Origin of the sequence: Cytobacillus sp. FSL R5-0569, assembly GCF_038007265.1 — a bacterium.
Taxonomy (GTDB): domain Bacteria; phylum Bacillota; class Bacilli; order Bacillales; family Cytobacillaceae; genus Cytobacillus; species Cytobacillus kochii.
Map to the genome: position 1 here is coordinate 4,206,924 of NZ_JBBOWW010000001.1, position 21,461 is coordinate 4,228,384.

A 21,461-nucleotide genomic window follows, 5' to 3' on the forward strand; every position below is an offset into this window, starting at 1 on the left:
TTATCTCATTAACATTCCACCAGTAGCATCAACTGTCGCCCCGGTCATATACTTAGATTTTTCTGATACTAAAAAAGCTGCAATATCTGCCATTTCTTCTGGTTTTGCTACTCTCCCAACTGGAATTCGATTGACATAATAATCACCTTTTTGCTGCAAGGAATCTTTAATCATATCGGTTTCTACAATACCGAGTGCCAAGTTATTAACTGTAATATCATCCTTTGCATGTTCTCTAGCAAGTGAAATCGCAAACGCAATCATCCCAGACTTACTAGCTGCATAGTGTGAATGACCTGTTGTTGAGCCATAAAACGCTGCCTGTGACGTAATATTGAGGATACGACCACTTTTCTTATGAAATAAACAGTGTTTTATAAACCCTTGTGAAGTTAGAAACACACTATCAAGATTAATTCCGATTGTCTTCTGCCATTCTTGTAAGGACATATCTTTAATATAATTGGTTGGCCATACTGCAGCATTATTCACTAAAATATCAATCGATTCCTCTATCCGTTCACTTGCCTTTTCCATTAACTCTGCTACTGCTTTCTCATTCGAAAGGTCGAGTTGAATGGCCACTGATTTTTGTCCATATCCTTGTATCTCTTTAACTACTGCCTCTGCTTGTTCTCTGTTCCCTTGGTAAGTAAGGACCACATTCGCCCCCTCTTTACCGATGGTTCTAGCAATCTCTTTGCCTACGCCACGAGAGGCGCCGGTCACAACAGCTGTTTTTCCTCTTAAACCTAAATCCATTCTTATATCCCTACCTTCCATACCTCTTCCATTTTCGCTAGTGTCTGTTTATATTGTTGATATTTTTTTTCATAGATTGCCTTGTTCTCAGGGCGAGGTTGAATCATACGATTCACTTTCACCATTGCTTCAGCCGCTTCTTTAATTGATTCGTAGTCCCCGTTCATAACGGCTGCACACATCGCAGTTCCCAGCGTTCCATGTTCTTTTACTTCAACAATTTCTAATGGTATTTGCAAGCTATCAGCAAATATCTGTAACCACACATCAGATTTTGTCACACCGCCAGCTATTCTAGAGGCTTCAGGTTTTTCAATATATTTTAATAATCTTTCAATATGATAGATATGTCCAAAAACAATCCCCTCATAAACAGCTTGAATAAAATGTTTCTTTTCATGCCAACTATTCATTCCAATAAAGCATGATGTCGCATGTGGCACTGTATTCGAACCGAATAAAAACGGAAAGAATACAAGCTGACTCTCCTCTGGTGTCGTTTCTTCCACCAACTCATTGCAAATATCATAAATCGATTGTCCTGTCAGTGCACATTGTTGTTTTTCCTCTATCATAAAATGATCAATAAACCACTCCAGGTTACTTGCTGAGGTTGGGCTTGCTTCCGTGGTTAGCCAATAGTCATCCAAGCAGTAAATCGATGTCATAAATAGTTCACAATCAATAACTGGTTTTTTCGTAATATATTCATTTATACTCCATGTACCTGCAACAATCGCTAATCGGTCTTCTTTTACCAAACCAGAGGCAACTGCCGAAGCTGCAATATCAAAAATCCCACCTGCTACAGGCGTCCCTTCCTGTAACCCTGTCATTTCAGCAATCTCTTTAGTAATGGCCCCACAATAATCTGTTGACTGTTTAAGTGGTGGCAATTTATCAATGAGATCGTCGATACCAAAAAAGGATAATAATTGTTGATCATAACAGCGGTCACGGACATTTAACAAATTTGTTCCTGAGACATCTGTTAGTTCTAAAAAAGCTTCGCCCGTTAATTTAAAACGTACATAATCTTTCACTGTAAATATATAATCTGCTTCTTCTATAACAGATGGTTGGTAATCCTTTAACCATCGCAGTAATGCTACAGGCTGACCCGCCCAAACAGATTGCATTGTCTTTGGTAGCACCTTTTCTTCAAAATCACTATCGCCGTACCATTCTTCTATATATTTCTTGGCACGATTATCTGTTGAGATAATCCCGTTATATACTGGCTCTCCTTTTTTATCTGAAAGATATAAACCATTCCCATGTCCAGTAATCGCAAGACCAACAATTTTACTTGTATCAATTGAACAATGATTAATTAACTCTCGAATGACTGCTAGATTCGCTTCCCATAACTCATACATATCACGCTCTGTATGATAGGGTTTTGGCATAATCATTTTTGTCTTCTTAGATGCTATGCCAACTTCTTTGCCACCCAAAGTATATAATGCTGCTTTTGTGATCGTACCTCCATTATCGATTCCCATAATATACTTCTCCATTGTTCTACCCCCTAAGATAATAATCCAACAATCTTAATAATTATCCACCCTAACGGTGTGGTCGCTCCCCCAACAAGATTAGCAAGCTCGGTCTCTTTATGAAAACTACTAGGTAAAGCGACATTAGATAGGTTAGCAGCTTCTGTAAATCCAGCAGCAATATCGGTCCCTATATAGAGCACTAATGTCATAATCGCTATTCCGGTTATATATAATCTCACCATATTTTGTTTAAGGTAGGGCGCACACATGGCAAACAGAAATGAAAGCGATGCCAAATCAGTGAATGGCAATAAACGATTACCTGGTAAAATAACAGCAAGTAATAATGTCGTTGGTATCATTAGTAAACCCGTAGCTAACACCGACGGTCTTGCAATCAATAATGCCGTGTCCATCGCAATATAAAACTCTCGATCTGGGAACCTTCTTTTTAAAAACGCCTCGGCAGCTTCTCTAATAATATTTAATCCTTCCACAAGCACATCGACCATTTTAGGTAGTAGAACCATTACTGCCGCAACCGTTATACCAAGAGTCAGGACAGCAGCTACATCGAAACCAGCTAAAATCCCCAATAATGTTCCAATTAATGCGCCCAATGTCATGGGCTCTCCAAATATCCCAAACTTCTTTGTAACCGTTTCAGGATCTGCCTTTACATCCCTTAAACCTGGAATTCTTTCTATGATCCAATTAATCGCTATACCTACAGGAACAAAAATGGCTGTGGTCCCATGCGGAAATGAAATCCCTTTTAATTGATAATCTTCTTGTATACGTGAAGCCGTCTTATCAGCGATATAGAGTGTTACCAGAAAATGGACAATCGATGCTATAACTCCTAACCAAATATTCCCTGATAGCGTGTAAACAATTGCGCCAACAATCATAAAAATCCAAAAATTAAAGATATCAATATTCACTGTTTTTGTTGCCTTCAAGAAAAGCAAAATTATATTTACTAGTATAAGCCCAAAAACAGCGAATGGCACTATTGGTGACCCCCAACCAATTGCTGCAGCTACTGGCCAGCCTGGGTCTATAATCGTTAAGTTCAAATTAAAACGCTCAACCATAGATTCTGCTGCTGGTCCAATGCTTTCAAGCAATAAGGTAATAATGAGATTAATACCCACAAAACCAATCCCAACTAGCATGGCTGCTTTAAACGCTTTACCAATAGGTACCCTAAAGCATAATGCCAATAGAAAGAAAATAATCGGCATCATGACAGATGGACCTAAATCAATAACCCAATTTATAAGCTCCATAACGCTCCCCCTAAACTTTTTTTAAATAAAAAATCCCCCACAAAGAAACGGTACTAGACATACCAATTCCTTATGGGGGTTATTTCTCATGGACACTGAACCCTCAAATCTATTTTGTTGTCAAAATAACCATAAAGAAGATTGACTAGTTGTTACAGCCAAAAAGCCAGCTTTAAAAACAGAATCAAGTTGTTCTTTTTGATCAATAAATCCACCTGCCAACAAAGGTGTATGTGGTAAAACCTCTCTAATACGTTTAATATACTGTGTTGCAAATGGACCTGGTAAGACTTCTACTGCATCGAATTGCGATCCATTTAAAGCACTGAGAGATTGTTCAAAAGAACGTGAATCCAATAGAAAAATTCGATAGATTGCTATTAATCCTATCTTCCTCGCTTGTTGAAGTACACGCTGATTAGGTGAAATGACCCCATCCACTTTAAATAAATCCTTCAACCACTTTACTCCTTTTGCATCCTTTGTTAACCCTTCGACTAAATCAATATGAACAAGTACCTTTTTATTATGTTCATGGCATCTTTTTGTTAATTGACCTAAGTTCCCAATATGAACATCAGATAACAATATAAATGGTGACTGACTCTTTAAAGCATCATCTAAATATTTTAACTGTCGAATGGATGGGATAACTGTTTTTTCATTAAACATATGACACCTTCTATTTTTTGATAATTTTATCGTAAAACGCTTACATAATAGTGTCAATCTGTTTTACTTCAAGTCTATGATCCTATCTTTGGCTTAATGCCTTATAATCCTGATAGGCATCGGCAACAGTGCCACCTTTATGAATAATCGTATAGAGTGCCGCTATAGCAGCAACAGGATGATCATTTTGCGTTACGTTTCTCCCTACCGCAACTCCTTTCGCTCCCACACTCATACAATGATGAACAAATTCAAGATATTCTTGAAAATCATTTGTTTTAGGCCCGCCTAATGCTAATACAGGCCGTTTAGCAGCTTGAATAATTAACTGATCATCTTTTGTACCAGTAAATCTAGTTTTTATAATATCTGCACCTAGTTCCGTTCCTAGTCTAGCAGCAGTAGCAATAACGTCAGGACTTTTGGAAGCCTCATTTGTTACAGCATAACCATAAGGTAATGTTTCACACATATAAGGCATCTGCCAGTGATCTGCTTCTTTCGCTAATTTCAAAGCAATATCATGAGCTACTTCCTCATTTTCAGCACCAGGGAAAGTCATAGAAATGACCCCATCTGCTCCTAAGCGCACTGCATCTTCAACTGAAAAAGCAGCTTGTGTATACGGTACACTTGGATCATAAATTTTACTCGACATATCCACTCGCAAAAGCATCCCTACATCTGGAAAGTCTTCCTCATAGATATTGGCCATTCCGTAAGTAACTAATATGGCATCTAAACCTTGGTTTACCATTTGAGGTAACACATGAATGGCCCTATCAATCCCCTCTGTACTGTTAGAAAAGTAATAGCCATCTAGGGCAAGCACTAATGCTTTACCGTCTTCAGCAAATATTCGACGCATTCTTCTCTTCTTAGACATCCAATCTCTCCTTTTCAAATAAAAAAGACCTCATAAATACCCATTAACTAAACATTAGCTAATGTATTTATGAGGTCTCACGTCAACACATGACCGTAATTTTTTATATATTTTGTTTTAACATATTTATATTATCAGAAAAAACAATAAGTAGTCAAAGTTAATTTTCATTTATTAATTATTTACATCTAAAGTCTTTTATATTAATATTGTTATCGAAAACCGATATCGTTATTAGAAAACAAAGGGAGTCCTTATGGTTGGAAAACAATAAGATATTAAGAAAGTTATTTTTAGGCTTTATCCATATTCATATTTTACATCATGCCAAAGAGCATCCCATATATGGAAGCTGGATGTTAGACGAATTAAGAGAACATGGTTATACCATTAGTGCAGGTACACTATACCCTATATTCCACGGAATGGAAGCTGATGGTTTGTTGCTAAAAGAAGACCAATTGGTAGATGGGAAAATAAGAAAATATTATCGCATTACTGAAAAAGGTGAAGCTATTTTAATTGAAGCAAGAGCAAAGGCCTATGAATTATTCAAAGAAATTAAAGAGTAAAGGAGTCCTGCATGCAATACTTTAAAAAACTACTTGAGATTTTCATTGTATCAACAAGACTTGGTTTCACTTCTTTTGGAGGACCAGTCGCACATTTAGGTTATTTTCATCAGGAATATGTTCGAAAAAGAAAATGGATGGACGAAAAAAGTTATGCTGATCTCGTAGCATTAAGTCAATTTCTACCTGGCCCTGCAAGCAGTCAAGTCGGAATTGGCATTGGTGTCATGAGAGGTGGCGTTTTAGGTGGGATTGTATCTTTTATTGGCTTTACAATGCCCTCAGTCATTGCTCTTATTTTATTCGCTTATTTTGCTCAACAGCTTGGTCTAGTGGAATTTGGCATCATCCAAGGGTTGAAAATAGTTGCTGTAGTCATTGTTGCTCATGCCATTTTAGGGATGGCTAAGAGTTTAACCCCTGACTTGACTCGAAAATCAATCGCTTTATTCGCGCTATTAATTACCTTACTTATTCCCCATAACCTATCGCAGATTGGGGTCATTCTGGTAGCTGGATTGCTTGGTTATTTTATGTTTAGTAAAAAAGAGGAGCATGACGGTTTATCATTACAAGTACCGTTATCAAAGAAGGTAGGATTGGTTTGTTTAAGTTTATTTTTCGGGCTTTTAACCATCCTTCCGATTTTAAACAGTTTAATTTCAAGTACTTGGCTAAGTATGGTTGACAGTTTCTACCGGGCTGGGGCATTGGTATTTGGAGGAGGACATGTAGTTCTTCCCTTATTAGAAAGAGAATTTGTTCCTACTGGATTCATTAGTGAGGAAGCCTTTTTATCTGGTTATGCCGCTGCGCAGGCTGTGCCTGGTCCACTATTTACCTTCGCAGCATTTATTGGCGCTGATATGAATGGATGGTTAGGAGGCATGATTGCAACATTTTCTATCTTTTTACCTGCCATACTACTTATCTTTGGTGTCTTACCTTTTTGGCATGCATTAAGGAAGAATCATCACATAAGAGGAGCATTTATTGCCATTAACGCAGCTGTTGTTGGAATACTAATATCAGCCTTTTATATGCCCATATGGACGAGTGCTATTATTACGCCATTAGATTTTTCCTTAGCAGCTATATTATTCTTTATGTTGGTTTATTGGAAACTCCCCCCGTGGCTCATTGTTTTAGCTGGCGCAATAGGGGGAGTATTGATAGAAATGACTTGAACACCTTTAAGCCGTTATTGCAAAATAACGGTTTACTTTATTTTTGCTTCATCTTCAATTGATTTTCTAGCTCCGTTACACGATGCTCTAGTTTCTGCCTTTCATCAAGCTCCATTCTTAATTTCTCCTCCATCAATTCTCCGTTTTTTAAATACCTTTTTATGACCTTACTCGCTGCTACAAATACAATGATAAGTAAGGTAGGAATGATAAGAACAAATGTCCATATTATGATTCCATTCACCAATGAAAACATATCCCCAAACCCCATGGCTTCTACTCCCAACTAAATGAAAATCTTATTGCTTAATTAGTATATAGGACACATTTTCCTATAGCCACTCTTTATGTACCTAAATATATAAGAAACAACTAATAGCATAAACTGAAACTTCAGCTAATAAAAATTTGTTTCCATATTCATTAACTTTTATTCCACCAAATAAGTTAACAGTAACACACGTACCTCATCGTACATCCTATATTCATCTAAAAAATGAGGATAATTTCTCATTATCCATTTTAAAAATTCATATGTAGGGAAATGCTCAAAAAAGTTGGATGTCAATAATGATACTTGCCTTTGTGAAAGCTGATCTATGCGGTTATTGGCAATGTAACTTAGACTACCTGCTATATTCATCCAGTATGTATTTAAATCTGCAGATAAATCTTCTAATGGATATGAATCACCAAAATCATGATAGATCTTTGTTAAGTCTTCAAAAGGCATGGGATGATATAGATTTTCCCTTTTTTCCATTAACTGTTCGAATATTGTTTGTTTATTGATATACCCACCACCGATTAGACGCTATTTGTTAAAACAGGGATAATAAAGGTTTCTATCGAGAGCTACTTTTCCCAGTATCAAAAGAACCACTGATAAAAGAAAAAACCCCCAATAACAATGATTATGAGTAACAATACATCTTTCCAACCCATCCCACTTACATCAGGGGACGGACTCTGACTTTTATTGATGCTATCATTTAGCGTAACTGTGGGTTGGTTCTCTTCCTTTTTCTTTCTATCTTCTGATGGCATTCATACACCCCTTTTTGTTTCGGACTGTAGGGAAAAGCAATAGATAGCTATATTTACTGCATTTTCCCTTTTTTCCTCTATTATTCTCGATCCCTTGCAGCTTGTGTATCACGAATATTCTTTTGCACTGCCACACTTGCAAATAGGCTAAGGACAAAAGCCATCGCATAAAATCCCTTTTCACTTAGAATAATACTACCAGCGTTATATAACCCAATGGCCATTAATGAAACGGCGACAATTAAAGCGAACCAACTGATCCCGTAATAAATACCCGTCACAGAAATACCATCTTCCTTGTCTCTTACCGCCTTTTGTAAAGAAACAGCGGCATACAATCCAAATATTAGAACAGCAAAATAATAGCCCTTCTCATTGAGTTCCATTGCAGCATTAAATAGACCAATTATATAAGCAGTCACACCTACTAATAGGGCTGCCCATGAAGCACCTTTAAAAGCTGCTGATGGTTCCCCTTCTTTTCTTTCTTCTTTCCCTTTATTACTAGTCTTTTTCGCCTTTTCTACCATCAACTCTTCATCACTCGACAATATAACCTCCACCTTTCTTAACTCCACCACATGGCTAACACAAAAGTTGACCAGCTTGACATGATGAAGCTTATAATAACTACCACTCCAAGAATCTCCAAGTATTTTACCTTCATTTTATGTTTAATTACTCTGTAAAATGTTATCGCAATCGCTAGCATATAAAATAAATAACTGCTTATCGTTACGATTGCTAAAAAAGTGAGTGGATAAACATTAGGCAAAATGGCATGAAGGGAATAAGCAAAATCTTGACCAAAAATGGCCAATACCGAGCCAAGAAGTAAACAAATGATCACAATCATCTTATACCTCATTTTGTTTAATTTAGTGTAATTATACACTTTTCAAGCTCGTTTAGAAACGTTTATTTATGAAAAATCTAATTTTTGAGAATAAATACCTAAAAAGAGTTGGTTCGTAAACTCGAACCAACTCTTCTTTTATCCTTTATTCAGTTTTAAATTAGCTTCCTTTATGAACAAATTCACCTTAAAGATCGTTTTAAACATCAAGTAACCTACCATTGCACCCATCGTATTGAGGGTAATATCATCAATATCAAACTGGCCGACCTGCAAGAAAAACTGTAGAAGCTCAATAGAAAAACTCGCAGTAATGGCCGTGATGGTTACGACTGAAAAAAGACGACAATGTTTAAAAAGCACCGGGAGCAATAATCCTAATGGCAGAAAAATAAGGATATTTCCAATTGTGTTAGTGATAATAATATCCAAATTAAAGCGATCAGCACCTAAAAGATAGGTGATTGTCGTTTTAAAAGGGATAATATTTACATTCATGCCCCATTCAGATAAATTAAAGTTAAAAAAGCTCATTTGTGCTTCTCTTGAGAAAAAATAAAAATTATCTACATAACCATTAGCGTAATTCATTACTCTCTCCAAGAGCCGACCGATAATTAACTGCCATAAGACGACTAGCGTAAACAATGAAAACAGCAACCAGCTACTCACTTTATAGAGCCGATAGAATGGGAAGATAGATTGATTATAACCATGTGCAATACTTTTCTGATTGCCAAAATCAGCTAGAGCCAACTGTACGGCCTCTTTTTCACTCTTGCCATTTTGCCTATGTTCTTGTTTCAGTAAAAAAATATGGTCTTTCATTTCATCAATGATCTCTTGTTTTTCAACATGATCACAATCAATTGTATTTACAATTTGGTTGATATAGGATTCAATCTCTTTGTCCACTTGAGCCCCTCCGTTGTTACGTTAATCAAATCATTTACTTTTTGCCACTCGCCTAGTTTCCTACTTAATTCTGTTTTTCCCCCGTTTGTTAATTGATAATACTTCCTTCGACCACCAAGCTGTGAATCTTCCCAATACGCTTCAATCCAGCCATTCTTCTCCAGCCTCTTTAAAGCCGGATACAATGTCCCTTCACTCATGTTATACAACTCATGACTGTTTTCCTTTAAGCTCTTCACCATCTCATATCCGTACATATTTTTTTTAGATAATAATGAAAGCAATAAAATATCAATACTACCCTTCATGATTTCTTTGTCCATTCTGTTTCTCCTTTATTTGGAAAGTATCTAACTATATTGTAATGCGATGTACATCGTATTACAAGGTAATTTGAACAATTATTGACTTTATGGACTGAACATACACATTTTTTCAAAATTTAAAAACATTATCATGTAAAACAAGGAAATATTTGTTATTATTTTTGTAGTAGAAGAATCTTTTATTCTGCCTTTATAAGAATTTAAGAATGGAGAGAAAGTGTGCTTAAAATTCTACAAATGATCTTATCTATTCTCGCTTTAATTACCATTACATATATTTTCATAACGGAAGATTTCACATTGCAGCCATTGTCGTTACTGCTATTAGGGTTGATGTTACTTATTATGACTATTACTCTATTTCAACAAGGTCATAAAGGGATCGCTTTATTTTGCGCCATTGTGATGTTCATATATATGATTGTTTTCATACAAAATATCGTTTATAGGGGTATACTATGGAATTAATATACGTTTTTATTATTTTTCTTATTCTATTTCTTATTAGTGCTATGCTTAATATTCTGTTGAAAATGACAAGAAAAAGAGACTGGCTGATTACTTTATTTATTAGTGTTTTTTTAAGCATTATTATTTACGGGGTGCAACAATAGATTTGAAAATGGAGGGATATGGCCGAAATGGATGATACAAAGGAACGCCTCATACAGGAAAGTGAACAACATTTCCACTCATTAATGAAACTGATTGAATCTGTTCCTGTAAGAAAGAGAAGCCTTTCTATCGAGACAGCTGAGCGGGATAAAAATTTTCGTGATATTCTTATGCACCTATATGAATGGCATGCGATGTTGGAACGCTGGTATAGAGAAGGCATGGCCGGAGATACACCATCCATGCCGGCACCCGGGTATAAGTGGCGAGATATTCAACCGCTTAATCAACAAATTTGGGAAAACTACCAAGATATGAAACTCAACCAAGCAATCATGAAATGTAAATTAAGCCATGAGCGAATCATGAACATTATCAGGACCCATACCACTGAAGAAATCATAACCAAAAAGCATTACAAATGGACAAAAACAAGCAATCTATATAGCTATTTTGCTGCGAATACATCCAAGCACTACTTGTGGGCAATGGGGAAATGCGAAAAGATTATTGTTGAAATCAATGCAATGAATTTGGTGGTAGACAAGGTGTGAATAGCTCTTTGATGACCGGTTTATCACTTTTTGCTCATTATTCTCCTTATCAATTGTGGAGGTTTCTTCTTTTGCACCACTCTCAGTTCAACTTTCTCTCTCGAATGCGTGATTCGCATTTTGCAACGTTCTCTAATCAGTGTAGAGATAAAATAAAGTCTCTTTTAAAAAATAGTTTTTTAAATATTTTCCTTCTACTCATGGAGCAGGTTAGTTGAACAAGGATATTTTTAGCCAAGAGAGAATATAAATTTTAGTAGGAAAATAGATATGTTTTGGTAAGAGGTATTCATTGAAAAGAGCGCCCAGGAATTAATAGTGTGGAATCAAAATGGATCGTCAGCTCTTTTTCGTCTTAGGGCAGGGTGCTTTAACCAAAAGAAAAACTAAAAAGAGTTTGGAGGAAAGATAAGGAAATGGAATTCGCGTCTCTATCATCAATTATTGTAGCAATTATCTTTATATCCATATCAGTCTTTCAAATATTACTTTCACTTGGTTATCCATTAGGTGAATACGCAATGGGTGGCTATTATAAGGTTTTACCCCAAAAATTACGTATTGTGAGTGTAATAAATGCCATAATTCTCTTATTTATGGGCTTTGTTTTTCTGCAACATACAGGTGTCTTGAATGGGTTTAGTTCTTTACCTACAAACATATTAGTATGGGTTATTACCCTATTCCTCGGTTTTAATACAATAGCAAACCTAATATCTCGAAGCAAGAAAGAAAGGCTTATTATGACACCATTATCAGGTATTACTTTTATATTATGTTTATTTGTTACTTTATCATGAGGATAGAAATGAAGGTCGAAAATTAATCTGTTGCTAAGGTAACGGAGCAGGTTCGGTAAATGTTATGATAGTAACTTAATCTAATTCTATCAATCTAACACAAGGTGATAAAAAAGGAGAAATGACAAATGAATTCAACGCTGCCATGCATCTAAAGTTGACGCCTTGCAATAAAAATAATGCGCCCTAAATCGATATCTAGAACGCATTTATATAAAAATAAAAGAGTTATAAATCTTTATCCTGTTTTTCAATAAGAAAAGTAATAGGGACGAATAATAAAAATGCCATCAATAGTAATGTTCCTCCAATAATAAAAAGTACCATCACAAAAATGTCATTTAAATTAAATGGATTTAGGTTGTACATCCACATCCCTATAGTCAATCCGAAGGCCCCTATCATTCCCAAAATACTGTGGATAGAAACAAGCTTTTTATACTTAATTGTATATACACGATAAAAAATTCCCCATGCAAAGACAGATAGCCATCCTACTAGCAGAATATGTGCATGGATGGGCCTTAATGAATAATCCATATTCCCAGACATTTGAGAGCCAATGAATGTGCCTATTATTCCAAATATCGCAGCGAAACGAATTAATCGAATACTCCATATTTGTTCCATTTCTTCATTCTCCCTTATTTTTTTTTGTTTTTAGTAAAATTGTAAACGCCGTTCCTTCGCCCTCCGTACTGTCGACTGTAATTTTCCCTTCATGCAAATCGAGAATTTGCTTAACTATAGCCAGCCCTAGTCCTGTCCCATCTTTTCTTCTTGCTGAGTCAACACGATAAAAGCGATCAAAAACCTGACTGATAGCTTCAACATTCATCCCAATACCTGTATCTTTAATAATAATTGTAATCAGAGAATCTGTTTGAGAAAGGTTAATTAAAATACTCCCCCCATGAACATTATATTTTATCGCATTTGTAAGCAGGTTGTCCCAAACATTAATCATCAGTTCAGGGTCCGCTCTAAAATAAAGAGGGGGAAGCTTATAAGATATATCAATTTCTTTTTCTTCTAACCTCCATTGATATCTACGTATCGTTTGTATAAGCTGTTTATCTAATCGGACGTTCGAAAGCTTAATAGGATAAGATCTTTGATCAAGCGATGTTAAAAGCAACAGTTGCTTAGTAAGATTTGAAAGGCGCTTAGATTCGTCGTTAATAATTTGCAGATATTCGTTACGCTCCCTTTCTGTTAACTTATTCCCTTTCAAAATTTCTGCATATCCCTGAATATTCATCAATGGTGATTGGAAATCATGCGATACATTATTGATGAAGGCTTTTCGGGCTTCATCATTATGTTTCAATTGTGTTTGCATCCTGATGAAGCTGTCTATCAACTGGCCAATCTCGTCGTTTCTTTTAATTTTTAAAGAGTAATGGAAGTTCTCTTGTGCTACTTCTTTTACCGCTTCAGTTAACTTTGTTATTGGTTGTATAAGGTATTTAGCAAACCAAATCATCCCACTAATACTTACAAAAGCAACAGCAACAATGAAACCCATGAGAATCATGTGAATATCAGAAAAAAGCAGCTTGTTATCGGGGCGTAGGAATAGACCATATTGTTGTCCATTCTTGGTTAAGGGCACACCTACAGTATTTTTTAATTCATTTGAAAAATGACCCATCATGAAAAATTGATTTGAGAAATTATTCATTCCATGATAAATCTCATTATTATTAAGCACTTTTAAGGCTTCTTCAGGGAGTTCCTTGTCAGAAAAAGGTTGGCCAAAATAGTACTCTTCACCCGATTCACTTAGCACATAAATCTGATATCCCAGGTTAGAAAGTGATTCTAAATAAGGCTTAAAAGAGGTGCTCGAGGAATGCATTTTCTCAATTCCCGAAGCAATTTCTTCTGCAATCTCTACATTTTGCTGATCAACTTTATCTTTTGTCGAAGTCATGTAAACCCAATTGGCTAATAAAAACCCAATTATGATACTTATAGTTAAAATGACAATTGTGGCAAAGATGAATTTTCTATAAAGCGTCTTCATTGTATGACCTTAAGCTTATAGCCAATTCCTCGTATCGTTTGAATTTCCACCAATGATTGATTTCTTTTTAATCGTTCTCGGATGCGATTGATATGCGTATTAAGTGTTTGTTCGCTGCCTTCATATTCCAATCCCCACGCTTGCTCGATTAGAGCAGCACGAGGTGTAATTTTATTTACACGTGAAGCAAGGAGACTGAGTAGTTCAAACTCCTTTAACGGTAGAAGAATGGTTTGTTGATTAATCATTACCTCGAAGCTTCGACGATCCATCATTAAATTCCCCACTTTAATCACAGTTTCCATAGCCCGTTGCGTACGCCGTAATATGACAGCAACACGGAACAATAATTCTTTCACTTCGAATGGCTTAACAATATAATCTTCCGAACCGGATAGGAAGCCTTTTTCCTTATCATCCAGTTGATCCTTCGCAGTTAGTAGGATGACTGGGATAAGAAAGTCTTCTGATAACAGCTTGGTCAATTCAAATCCATTCATCCCTGGCATCATGACGTCAACAATAGCTAAATCAACTATCGAATCTTCTAAAAAAGATAGTGCTTCTTCAGCGTGATTAGCCCGATATACATGATAGCCCTCTCGGCTTAAGTGTATAGAAACTAGTTGTTGAATGTAGATATCATCATCTACAACAAGTATTTTCATAAAGAGACCCTCCTTAAAGTTATTATACAAAGAAGAATCTCTTTGTAGTCTACTGATCATTGTGAGAAGGATTTTTTTCTTTCTCAAATAACAGCATTAAAGCTGGTAGTAGCATTCCGCGAACAAGGAATGTATCTATCAGAATCCCAATTGCTACTATGAATCCAAAAACAAACAGATCCGCAATGGGCATAGTTGTTAAAGCAGAAAAAGTAGCGGCCAAAATAATACCGGCGGATGAAATGACTCCTCCTGTATTTCGTATTGAGATTTCAAGTGCCTTTTTTACTCGATGTGTTTTCCTTTCTTCAATAAAACGTGAAACAAGAATGATGTTATAATCTATTCCTAATGCTACGAGGAAGATAAAAGCATAAATTGGGACACGAGTACTTAATGCCTCATAGCCAAACAGGGTATCTATGAGAAATATCCCGAGGCCTAAAGCTGAGACGTAGGAAAGTAAGATTGTTGCTATCATATAAATTGGCATCTTAATGGAACGTGTAAGAACGAATAATAACGCTAATATTAGTAAAGTTTCTAAAATAACAATCTTAATAAGATCATTGTTATTAATTGCTCGCTCATCTACTAACTTGGCAGTAACTCCACTAATATAGGCTTCTCCATCCACTGAAAGGTCCTTAAGAATCTCAGGTGTTTGATCCTGTAATTCCTGAATAAAGTCAATGGCTTCTGTAGAATAGGGACTGATAGACAAAGCTACATTCAATTTTATGGCGCTTGTATCATCATTTATTGCAGTCAATCGGACAGCTGCAACTTCGTCAAAGGTATACAGTTCTTCAATAATTGCCGTTTGCTCTTCTTGTGTCAGAGCTTCATCACTATCAATCAGAAATATGGAAGGAGCCAGCTCTCCTTTGTCATATTTTGTTTCAACAATTTCATATCCTACTCTCGAAGGAAGGTCTTCTGGGAAGTTTTTCACTGTGTCAAATTCATAATTAAGATTTATGACATTCAAAGCAGTGATCAACATAAATAAGGCAACGAATACACCGGATAAGACGGGTTTATTAACAACAAATTTTGCAATTGGGCCCCAAATACCATGTTTCACTTCTTTTTCCATCTTGAATTTCGGCACCTTTGGCCAGAATGCTCTACGGCCAAACAACGTAAATAAAGCTGGAACTAACGTAATTGATGCCAGCATAATAATGAACATTGCTATCCCGAAAATAGGAGCAAAGTTTTGATAATCACGAAAATCAGCGAAGAATAAAATGAGCATCGCAGCTAAAACTGTTCCACCTGCAAAGAATACAGGTTCTCCAGTTGCATACATCGCATATTTCATCGCCTCGTACTTACTTTCATATTTGTTAAGTTCCTCACGGTAACGAGAGAAAACAAATAATGAATAATCAATGACAGCTGCAAACAACAAGATGCTCATAATTGAAGTCGTTGAGTTATTAATCTCAAGGCCCGCTGCACCCATTAAGGCCACACTTTGATTTACTACCTGGTAAACAATAATTGTAGCGAGTAAAGGAATAAAGGCAAGTAATGGTGAGCGATAGATGACAATAAGCAATATTAAAATAATGACAATTGTAGCAATAAGTAAGACAAAATCAGCTTGTTCGAACAATTTAACCGTATCTCCCGCAATTCCTGCCGGGCCTGTGATGTAAAAGGAAGTGCTTTCAAGATTTTTAGCAATATGATTACCAATTTCAGAAGCTTGTTCATTGATTTGCGAATATTCGTCATTACCAAGCCCTTGTTCTAGCTCCATTGGAACAATTAAAGTTGAACCATCTTCAGAGATAAAGGTATTCAACGCTTGTGGCTGGAGTTGGTTAATATTGAGAATTGATTCGACCCCATTAATTTCTTCAGCTAGTATGCCATCTAAAATCTGTTTAGATTCGTCGATATTTATGTCTTCTCCATTTTCATTATGAAATACAAGTATTCCTGGTGTTCCTTGCTCATTTGGGAAAATGTCTTCTACTTTTTTTTCAGCGATGATGGATTTCGCTTCATCAGGCAGAGACTGGAAATTTGTTACTTTAAAATCACCAAGATTTGGTCCAGCACTTAATCCAACCATTAGTACTAACCAAGCAATAATCGTTATCCACATTCCTCGCTTAGTTGAAACCCAATTTGTAATAGGATATAGCAGTTTGTTCACAATCAAACCTCCTTAAAGTATTCGAATGTAATCATACTTAAGGAATATAAACTTAAAATTAACTTTTGGTTACAAGAATCAATGGAATAGATATTTTTGTTTATCTAAAGGGACGGTTAATTGAGAAGGTACATGATTATTGATGTTGAATAATAATATAAAGAAATTATATGGGAAAGGACAATTTTGTAATGTGTACGAAACGTACTACATATACACCTAATGCATTAATACGATATATGCTAACATATAAAAAACGGGGAACTTTGGGGGCACACCACCACGGATTAAAATTATATAGACCATCACGGACATATTGTGAAACAGTGCTTTTAAAAAGGAGTTGGATAAAATGGATAAAAACAAAGATACAGAAATAAAGCGATCTTCAAAAGCAGAAGACATTCTACTTCAGATCAATAGTAAAACAAAGCTAGGCGACTTACGAAAGATCGCGAAGGATATTAAAAAAGATCACGAACTAGCTATGGAACTTTGGTCAACTGAAGAGTTTTTGCCTAGACTATTAGCAATCTTAATTATGGACAAAAAACTTCTTTCTCAAGATGTGCTAAATAAGCTTGATAAGGATATGCAGACTCACACTTTTGATGAGCGAAATAACTTAATGGATTGGTTAATGGCTAATCAACTCACCAAAGACAAGAAGAAAATTGCATTGATGGAGTCATGGCAAAATAGTCCTTCTGCTCTTCAAAGGCGAGCTTTCTGGTATTATCAAGGGCGATTGAGATGGACTGGACAAACACCGCCTGATAACACCGCAGACTTGCTATCTGCATTAGAAGCTAATATTATGCAGGAGGAACCGGAAGTTCAATGGGCTATGAATTTTACCGCAGGCTGGATAGGCGTTTATGATGAAAAGAATCGTACACGTTGTATGAATCTTGGTGAGAAAACGGGTCTTTACAAAGATGAAAAGGTAGCAAAAGGTTGTACTCCCAGCTATTTGCCACTGTTCATTGCGAATGAAGTTGACAAACGAAAAAAATAATTAGTTACCACAGGGTTCATGCATTTGTGAACGTTGGAATACGAATTTGTTGCTTCAATATTAAATTACTTTATTATCAAGTAACCAATCAGTATTTTATATCGAAAGCAATGATTACTCTTGCTAGCGCGATATGTCACACTGAAATTTGTTCTCCTCCTTTTACTGACCCCATCACACATCTAGAACGATAGCTCCATACAAAAAAAACCCCCACAAATTCCTGTGAGGGGTATCTTTCATTTTTATCCATTATTCAGCTTGATACTTACCTAAGAATTCCTTCACTTTATCAGCATCGGCTTTTAGTTCATTGCCAGTATCTACTAGTGGACTTACTGTAGATGAGGCTTTGATTTTATTACCTTGGTAGTAGTCAATGATTTCCTCTTGGTTGATAGAGTAAAGTACGGCTCTTCTTAGATCGGCACTTTCAGAAACGGCACGACCTTCTGTATTGAATAGAAGGTATGATACAGCATTACTTGGAATGCTTTGTAATTGTAGTTTGCTATCGCCTTCTACTGTCTCATATTTATTTTCTGGTACGCTGTATTGGATATGTGTTTCTCCGTTACGTAAGGCAGAAAGTGAGCTATCAATATCGGCAATGAAACGAACATTTACTTGATTAATATTTGGTTCATTTTCAGTGTCCGTCATATAACCTGGGTTTTTGTAGAATACAGCTTCATAATCATTTTTATGAGATAAGATGTATGGGCCACTTGCATATAACGTATTGTCATAGCTATCGCCTTCAGTTACTGTGTTTTGGTCACCATAAGCGATGTCCTTGTTCACATCAAAGTCTTCCACTTTATATGTGTTGATTGATTCGACTTGTTCTTTTGATACAATACCTGCAGATTGGTGCGCAAGGTAGTTTAATACTTGTGGGAATGGTTCTGTAGTTGTTACTTTCACCACTTGGTATTTACCTGCTGCGTTATCTGCTGCAACATCTTCAGCAACTAACTCGGCAATCTTTGTATCTAATCCTTCTTCAAGTGCTGCTTTAACCGTTCCCTCGCCACCTGAAGTTTGTACTTTCTCTAATTCTGAAACATCTGTCACAACTTCAGCTGTCTCAATATGCTCATGTAAGCTATATGTGCGGTGATCTGGTACAGAATTTTTATCCTTCGCACGTTCTAGTGAGAAGACAACATCCTCTGCACCAACAAGGTCATCTGTTTCTTCTGCTTTTTTATCAGTAACTTTGGCAAAATTAACGTCATCTCTTAATAAGAAATAATACTCAGAATTGCCATCTGCAATACTAAAATTACGAGATAGGGAACCATCAGCCGTCACAACATCATCATCTTTTAAGTTTACAAGGCGAATATACATATTCGAATTCAACATATTAATAGAACCATCGTTCCCTTTAATTGGGTCAAGGGAAGTCAGTGTTGAAAGTGTTTGCGATAATACGAGTGGATCTGATTCTCTCTTCGCTTCATCTTGGAAATCAATCGTTTCCCATGCTAAAGAGCGCGATTTAGAAAGGCGAACAGAATCTGGTACTAACACATCTTTATTCAATGCTTGTGTTTTGTAAGAGCTATATAATGGTGCAATATAAGCTTTATCAAATACAAGTTTTTCCTCAAATTCCTTATATGTTTTTGCGTATTCTTCTGGTGTTTCAGTACTTGCTTTATCTATTAACTCATCAATCTCTTTATCAGCCATAATGCTGTAATCTCCACCGCTAATAAACAATGAACGCACAGCGTAATCTGGGTTTCCTGTTACAGTCGTCCAACTTGATAAAGCAACATCATAGTTTCCTGCATCTTGTTGTGCTTTAAAGCTACCATAGTCAGGTTGGATGTTTAATTTTACATCAAAACCGTTTTTCGTTAATTGGTCACGAACAATGTTCATGTCCTCTTCACTACTGCTCATGCCCAGAATCTCTATTGTTGGCTTAGAGCCATCACCACTACCTGAACCTTCATTCTCAACATCAGATTTTGTATTCACACATCCTGTTAGAATCAATGTAAATATTAACAAGAATGATAGTATCGCCTTTTTCATCTGCTTTCCCCCCTGAAAGTCTTTTATTTATTAATCAAGCTTAGGGTCAAGTGCATCACGCAACCCGTCCCCAAGAAAGTTAAACGATAAAACTAATGCAATAATAGCAATACCAGGATAAATTGCTAAGTAGGAATGTGATTCTAGATAAGCACTACCTACTTTTAAGATATTACCCCACTCCGGTATATGCGGCTCAATTCCTAATCCTAAGTAACTTAAACTACTTGTAGCAATTACTGCTCCTCCAATTGTTAACGTTGCCTTTACAATCATTGGTGCCATACTATTTGGGACAATTTGTTTAAAAATAATCGATAGATTACTTGCTCCGAGCGCACGAGCCGACATAACATATTCCATATTGGAAATCATCAGCACATTTGCTCGCATCGTTCTTGCATACGTTGGAATTGAACCAACACTTAAGGCAATCACTAGTGTCGTTGTGCTTGCCCCGAAAGCTGCGATAATGACGATCGCAAGTAAAATACCTGGAATAGCATATAATACATCGAGTAATCGCATTAAAATATTATCAGTGCGTTTCCCATAATAACCAGAGATAGCACCTAGAATCCCACCAACCACAAACGGAATGAAGGTCGATAAAACCCCTACAATCAGAGATATCCTGGCCCCAAAGACAATGCGTGAGAACACATCGCGACCAAAATTATCTGTACCTAAAGGATAGGTAAGACTTGGCATTTGTAATGTAGCACCATAATTATTATCAACCGCCATACCATAATCGAAGGTCCAATAACTGCAAATCGATAAGGTGAAAATAAACAGAATGAAAAATAATCCTAGCATCGCTGTCATATTACTCGCAATTTTCTCCCACATCGCATACCATTTAGCAACAGTAGATGGCGTTTTGCTGAGCACTTCTAATAGCATAAATAAACCTAAGGCAAGGGCAAATAAATTACCGGTTAAAGAAGTAAGTATTAATAGGATTCCTACATACAACTTCCATTTCGATGATTGTCCGTTATCTTTTATTACTAAAAGGAGTACAACCAACTGAAAAACGAAAATGGCCAGTAACAAAAACATACCCATAAGGAATGTATTAGCTACGTAAGGTTTAAACAAGTTTAATGAAGATACCGCAATCACGTAGAATTGCGTCATCAACATAAACATAGTAAATAAGTATTGTGGGCTTTTTTTCTTTTTAATAAGACCAAATGCAAAAGCGGCTGTGAAAATATTACCGACCAATACACTTAATAGTTGGATATAACCCCAAATTCTTGTCGACGAGCGTATAACGCCATCTCTTTTCAAATCCCGCTTCACTTGGTAAGCAATAAAAGCTTGAATGAAAGAGAAAACGGCATAAGCAATAAATAATGAAAAGAAAACTGGCTTGATTGCCCCTGTTGAAAAATCAATACCTGCAAGCAAAAAGATCAGCGTTAAGGCAATAGAGACAACAAGGGCAAAGTTGGCCTGCGCATATTCAGATGTCGCCTTTAAGGCGAATTTTTTTAACAAGCTATCTTTATGAGTAGACATGCTGC

Annotated in this window: 25 protein-coding genes; 7 read left to right on the forward strand and 18 right to left on the reverse strand. The window is 36.3% G+C overall.

Annotation, left to right across the window (positions count from 1 at the left end):
* The 5 genes from MKX78_RS21430 to MKX78_RS21450 form a co-directional block, all read right to left on the reverse strand.
* Positions 1 to 762, reverse strand: a complete 762-nt coding sequence (locus MKX78_RS21430) for an SDR family NAD(P)-dependent oxidoreductase (protein WP_095371722.1) — start codon at positions 760 to 762, stop codon at positions 1 to 3.
* A gap of 2 nt (positions 763 to 764) precedes the next feature.
* Complete coding sequence (locus MKX78_RS21435; protein ID WP_307316052.1) at positions 765 to 2,282, reverse strand: FGGY-family carbohydrate kinase; 1,518 nt, start codon at positions 2,280 to 2,282, stop codon at positions 765 to 767.
* 11 nt (positions 2,283 to 2,293) lie between these two features.
* Positions 2,294 to 3,556 carry a PTS galactitol transporter subunit IIC gene (locus MKX78_RS21440; protein WP_307316055.1) on the reverse strand — a complete coding sequence of 421 codons (1,263 nt, stop codon included), beginning with the start codon at positions 3,554 to 3,556 and terminating at the stop codon, positions 2,294 to 2,296.
* Between the two features lie 120 nt (positions 3,557 to 3,676).
* Positions 3,677 to 4,228 carry a glycerol-3-phosphate responsive antiterminator gene (locus tag MKX78_RS21445; protein WP_095371719.1) on the reverse strand — a complete coding sequence of 184 codons (552 nt, stop codon included), beginning with the start codon at positions 4,226 to 4,228 and terminating at the stop codon, positions 3,677 to 3,679.
* An 82-nt stretch (positions 4,229 to 4,310) separates the two neighbouring features.
* On the reverse strand, positions 4,311 to 5,114 hold the full coding sequence (locus MKX78_RS21450) for a class I fructose-bisphosphate aldolase (protein WP_307316059.1): 804 nt from the start codon (positions 5,112 to 5,114) through the stop codon (positions 4,311 to 4,313).
* Between the two features lie 260 nt (positions 5,115 to 5,374).
* Between MKX78_RS21450 and MKX78_RS21455 the strand changes: the two genes are divergently transcribed.
* Together MKX78_RS21455 and chrA are read left to right on the forward strand one after the other, a co-directional pair.
* Positions 5,375 to 5,686, forward strand: coding sequence for a PadR family transcriptional regulator (locus MKX78_RS21455; RefSeq protein ID WP_180316920.1), 312 nt, complete (start codon positions 5,375 to 5,377; stop codon positions 5,684 to 5,686).
* Positions 5,687 to 5,697: 11 nt separating this feature from the next.
* Positions 5,698 to 6,873, forward strand: coding sequence for a chromate efflux transporter (gene chrA / locus MKX78_RS21460; RefSeq protein WP_307316061.1), 1,176 nt, complete (start codon positions 5,698 to 5,700; stop codon positions 6,871 to 6,873).
* A gap of 37 nt (positions 6,874 to 6,910) precedes the next feature.
* Here the strand turns inward: chrA and MKX78_RS21465 are convergent, their stop codons facing one another.
* The 7 genes from MKX78_RS21465 to MKX78_RS21495 all read right to left on the reverse strand — a co-directional run bounded on the left by MKX78_RS21465 (position 6,911) and on the right by MKX78_RS21495 (position 10,014).
* Positions 6,911 to 7,144 (reverse strand): hypothetical protein, encoded by a 234-nt coding sequence (locus tag MKX78_RS21465; RefSeq protein ID WP_307316063.1) that lies wholly within the window; start codon positions 7,142 to 7,144, stop codon positions 6,911 to 6,913.
* Positions 7,145 to 7,303: 159 nt separating this feature from the next.
* The gene (locus MKX78_RS21470) at positions 7,304 to 7,636 is read right to left on the reverse strand and encodes a YxiJ family protein (RefSeq protein WP_307316066.1); all 333 of its coding nucleotides are present in this window, start codon (positions 7,634 to 7,636) and stop codon (positions 7,304 to 7,306) included.
* 107 nt (positions 7,637 to 7,743) lie between these two features.
* Positions 7,744 to 7,920, reverse strand: coding sequence for a DUF6366 family protein (locus MKX78_RS21475; RefSeq protein ID WP_307316069.1), 177 nt, complete (start codon positions 7,918 to 7,920; stop codon positions 7,744 to 7,746).
* Positions 7,921 to 8,000: 80 nt separating this feature from the next.
* Positions 8,001 to 8,450, reverse strand: a complete 450-nt coding sequence (yiaA, locus tag MKX78_RS21480; RefSeq protein WP_412728603.1) for an inner membrane protein YiaA — start codon at positions 8,448 to 8,450, stop codon at positions 8,001 to 8,003.
* Positions 8,451 to 8,488: 38 nt separating this feature from the next.
* Complete coding sequence (locus tag MKX78_RS21485; RefSeq protein WP_307316074.1) at positions 8,489 to 8,776, reverse strand: hypothetical protein; 288 nt, start codon at positions 8,774 to 8,776, stop codon at positions 8,489 to 8,491.
* 138 nt (positions 8,777 to 8,914) lie between these two features.
* The gene (locus tag MKX78_RS21490; RefSeq protein ID WP_307316077.1) at positions 8,915 to 9,691 is read right to left on the reverse strand and encodes a VanZ family protein; all 777 of its coding nucleotides are present in this window, start codon (positions 9,689 to 9,691) and stop codon (positions 8,915 to 8,917) included.
* A complete protein-coding gene (locus MKX78_RS21495) occupies positions 9,652 to 10,014 on the reverse strand; it encodes a PadR family transcriptional regulator (RefSeq protein WP_307316080.1) in 363 nt (120 codons plus the stop codon). The genes MKX78_RS21490 and MKX78_RS21495 overlap by 40 nt, the downstream gene beginning before the upstream one ends.
* Positions 10,015 to 10,236: 222 nt before the next feature.
* Between MKX78_RS21495 and MKX78_RS21500 the strand changes: the two genes are divergently transcribed.
* The 4 genes from MKX78_RS21500 to MKX78_RS21515 all read left to right on the forward strand — a co-directional run bounded on the left by MKX78_RS21500 (position 10,237) and on the right by MKX78_RS21515 (position 11,986).
* Complete coding sequence (locus MKX78_RS21500) at positions 10,237 to 10,485, forward strand: hypothetical protein (RefSeq protein WP_289434757.1); 249 nt, start codon at positions 10,237 to 10,239, stop codon at positions 10,483 to 10,485.
* Positions 10,476 to 10,631, forward strand: a complete 156-nt coding sequence (locus MKX78_RS21505) for a hypothetical protein (RefSeq protein WP_307316085.1) — start codon at positions 10,476 to 10,478, stop codon at positions 10,629 to 10,631. The genes MKX78_RS21500 and MKX78_RS21505 overlap by 10 nt, the downstream gene beginning before the upstream one ends.
* A 27-nt stretch (positions 10,632 to 10,658) precedes the next feature.
* On the forward strand, positions 10,659 to 11,186 hold the full coding sequence (locus MKX78_RS21510) for a ClbS/DfsB family four-helix bundle protein (protein WP_307316087.1): 528 nt from the start codon (positions 10,659 to 10,661) through the stop codon (positions 11,184 to 11,186).
* Between the two features lie 416 nt (positions 11,187 to 11,602).
* Positions 11,603 to 11,986 carry a hypothetical protein gene (locus tag MKX78_RS21515; RefSeq protein WP_307316088.1) on the forward strand — a complete coding sequence of 128 codons (384 nt, stop codon included), beginning with the start codon at positions 11,603 to 11,605 and terminating at the stop codon, positions 11,984 to 11,986.
* Positions 11,987 to 12,214: 228 nt separating this feature from the next.
* On the opposite strand, the gene MKX78_RS21520 is transcribed toward MKX78_RS21515, so the two are convergent.
* From MKX78_RS21520 to MKX78_RS21535, 4 genes are read right to left on the reverse strand one after another with little or no spacing between them, the layout of a single operon-like run.
* A complete protein-coding gene (locus MKX78_RS21520) occupies positions 12,215 to 12,616 on the reverse strand; it encodes a hypothetical protein (protein WP_307316089.1) in 402 nt (133 codons plus the stop codon).
* A 4-nt stretch (positions 12,617 to 12,620) separates the two neighbouring features.
* Positions 12,621 to 14,015: a sensor histidine kinase gene (locus tag MKX78_RS21525; protein WP_307316090.1), complete on the reverse strand. Its 1,395-nt coding sequence runs from the start codon at positions 14,013 to 14,015 to the stop codon at positions 12,621 to 12,623.
* Entirely contained in the window at positions 14,012 to 14,683 is a 672-nt protein-coding gene (locus tag MKX78_RS21530; RefSeq protein WP_307316091.1) for a response regulator transcription factor, read from the reverse strand. The genes MKX78_RS21525 and MKX78_RS21530 overlap by 4 nt, the downstream gene beginning before the upstream one ends.
* 49 nt (positions 14,684 to 14,732) lie before the next feature.
* The gene (locus tag MKX78_RS21535; RefSeq protein WP_307316092.1) at positions 14,733 to 16,856 is read right to left on the reverse strand and encodes an MMPL family transporter; all 2,124 of its coding nucleotides are present in this window, start codon (positions 16,854 to 16,856) and stop codon (positions 14,733 to 14,735) included.
* 352 nt (positions 16,857 to 17,208) lie between these two features.
* Between MKX78_RS21535 and MKX78_RS21540 the strand changes: the two genes are divergently transcribed.
* Positions 17,209 to 17,874: a DNA alkylation repair protein gene (locus tag MKX78_RS21540; RefSeq protein WP_307316094.1), complete on the forward strand. Its 666-nt coding sequence runs from the start codon at positions 17,209 to 17,211 to the stop codon at positions 17,872 to 17,874.
* A gap of 252 nt (positions 17,875 to 18,126) precedes the next feature.
* On the opposite strand, the gene MKX78_RS21545 is transcribed toward MKX78_RS21540, so the two are convergent.
* Positions 18,127 to 19,926, reverse strand: coding sequence for an ABC transporter substrate-binding protein (locus tag MKX78_RS21545; RefSeq protein ID WP_307316097.1), 1,800 nt, complete (start codon positions 19,924 to 19,926; stop codon positions 18,127 to 18,129).
* A gap of 30 nt (positions 19,927 to 19,956) precedes the next feature.
* Positions 19,957 to 21,456 carry an ABC transporter permease gene (locus MKX78_RS21550; protein WP_307316099.1) on the reverse strand — a complete coding sequence of 500 codons (1,500 nt, stop codon included), beginning with the start codon at positions 21,454 to 21,456 and terminating at the stop codon, positions 19,957 to 19,959.
* Positions 21,457 to 21,461 lie beyond the last annotated feature (5 nt).

Bases quoted from the DNA above. Each gene is read 5' to 3' on its own strand.
- MKX78_RS21430 (WP_095371722.1), bottom strand. From the start codon at position 762: ATGGATTTAGGTTTAAGAGGAAAAACAGCTGTTGTGACCGGCGCCTCT.
- MKX78_RS21435 (WP_307316052.1), bottom strand. From the start codon at position 2,282: ATGGAGAAGTATATTATGGGAATCGATAATGGAGGTACGATCACAAAA.
- MKX78_RS21440 (WP_307316055.1), bottom strand. From the start codon at position 3,556: ATGGAGCTTATAAATTGGGTTATTGATTTAGGTCCATCTGTCATGATG.
- MKX78_RS21445 (WP_095371719.1), bottom strand. From the start codon at position 4,228: ATGTTTAATGAAAAAACAGTTATCCCATCCATTCGACAGTTAAAATAT.
- MKX78_RS21450 (WP_307316059.1), bottom strand. From the start codon at position 5,114: ATGTCTAAGAAGAGAAGAATGCGTCGAATATTTGCTGAAGACGGTAAA.
- chrA (WP_307316061.1), top strand. From the start codon at position 5,698: ATGCAATACTTTAAAAAACTACTTGAGATTTTCATTGTATCAACAAGA.
- MKX78_RS21465 (WP_307316063.1), bottom strand. From the start codon at position 7,144: ATGGGGTTTGGGGATATGTTTTCATTGGTGAATGGAATCATAATATGG.
- MKX78_RS21470 (WP_307316066.1), bottom strand. From the start codon at position 7,636: ATGGAAAAAAGGGAAAATCTATATCATCCCATGCCTTTTGAAGACTTA.
- MKX78_RS21475 (WP_307316069.1), bottom strand. From the start codon at position 7,920: ATGCCATCAGAAGATAGAAAGAAAAAGGAAGAGAACCAACCCACAGTT.
- yiaA (WP_412728603.1), bottom strand. From the start codon at position 8,450: ATGGTAGAAAAGGCGAAAAAGACTAGTAATAAAGGGAAAGAAGAAAGA.
- MKX78_RS21485 (WP_307316074.1), bottom strand. From the start codon at position 8,776: ATGATTGTGATCATTTGTTTACTTCTTGGCTCGGTATTGGCCATTTTT.
- MKX78_RS21495 (WP_307316080.1), bottom strand. From the start codon at position 10,014: ATGGACAAAGAAATCATGAAGGGTAGTATTGATATTTTATTGCTTTCA.
- MKX78_RS21505 (WP_307316085.1), top strand. From the start codon at position 10,476: ATGGAATTAATATACGTTTTTATTATTTTTCTTATTCTATTTCTTATT.
- MKX78_RS21510 (WP_307316087.1), top strand. From the start codon at position 10,659: ATGGATGATACAAAGGAACGCCTCATACAGGAAAGTGAACAACATTTC.
- MKX78_RS21515 (WP_307316088.1), top strand. From the start codon at position 11,603: ATGGAATTCGCGTCTCTATCATCAATTATTGTAGCAATTATCTTTATA.
- MKX78_RS21520 (WP_307316089.1), bottom strand. From the start codon at position 12,616: ATGGAACAAATATGGAGTATTCGATTAATTCGTTTCGCTGCGATATTT.
- MKX78_RS21525 (WP_307316090.1), bottom strand. From the start codon at position 14,015: ATGAAGACGCTTTATAGAAAATTCATCTTTGCCACAATTGTCATTTTA.
- MKX78_RS21530 (WP_307316091.1), bottom strand. From the start codon at position 14,683: ATGAAAATACTTGTTGTAGATGATGATATCTACATTCAACAACTAGTT.
- MKX78_RS21540 (WP_307316094.1), top strand. From the start codon at position 17,209: ATGGATAAAAACAAAGATACAGAAATAAAGCGATCTTCAAAAGCAGAA.
- MKX78_RS21545 (WP_307316097.1), bottom strand. From the start codon at position 19,926: ATGAAAAAGGCGATACTATCATTCTTGTTAATATTTACATTGATTCTA.
- MKX78_RS21550 (WP_307316099.1), bottom strand. From the start codon at position 21,456: ATGTCTACTCATAAAGATAGCTTGTTAAAAAAATTCGCCTTAAAGGCG.